The organism is Chryseobacterium sp. SIMBA_028 (assembly GCF_046535285.1).
In the GTDB taxonomy this organism is placed as follows: domain Bacteria; phylum Bacteroidota; class Bacteroidia; order Flavobacteriales; family Weeksellaceae; genus Chryseobacterium.
This window is the reverse complement of sequence record NZ_JAWRWZ010000212.1, coordinates 1-277: the sequence shown is the minus strand read 5'-3', so window position 1 is coordinate 277 and position 277 is coordinate 1. Positions and strand designations below refer to the sequence as shown.

Annotated in this window: 1 protein-coding gene; it reads right to left on the bottom strand. The window is 59.9% G+C overall.

The features are described 5' to 3' along the window. The coding region (locus SCA31_RS23190) for a hypothetical protein (RefSeq protein WP_410699381.1) at nt 1–277 on the bottom strand (277 nt) is incomplete at both ends.

Genomic DNA, 277 nt, shown 5'->3' with positions numbered 1-277 from the left:
CCTGGATGGCAATCCTGTTTTGGTCCGATTGCTGGGTCTGTTGCGCTGCATTCTGGCTGGGCTGCGTAGTTGCCTCGATGCGCGCCCTCAGAGCAAGGGCCGCTTGCACTTGGGAAGCTTGGTGCGCAGCTGAGCGCGCGGCCAGTTCGCGCTGGTATCTTTCAGCGTCTGAAAGGCCGGTATCGCGTGGTTTAAAGGCCGAGGTAAGTGCCCAAAGAAGGCCGACGAGGACTACCAGCGGAAGGGCAAGCATCACCACGTCACCAATGTTCATCCC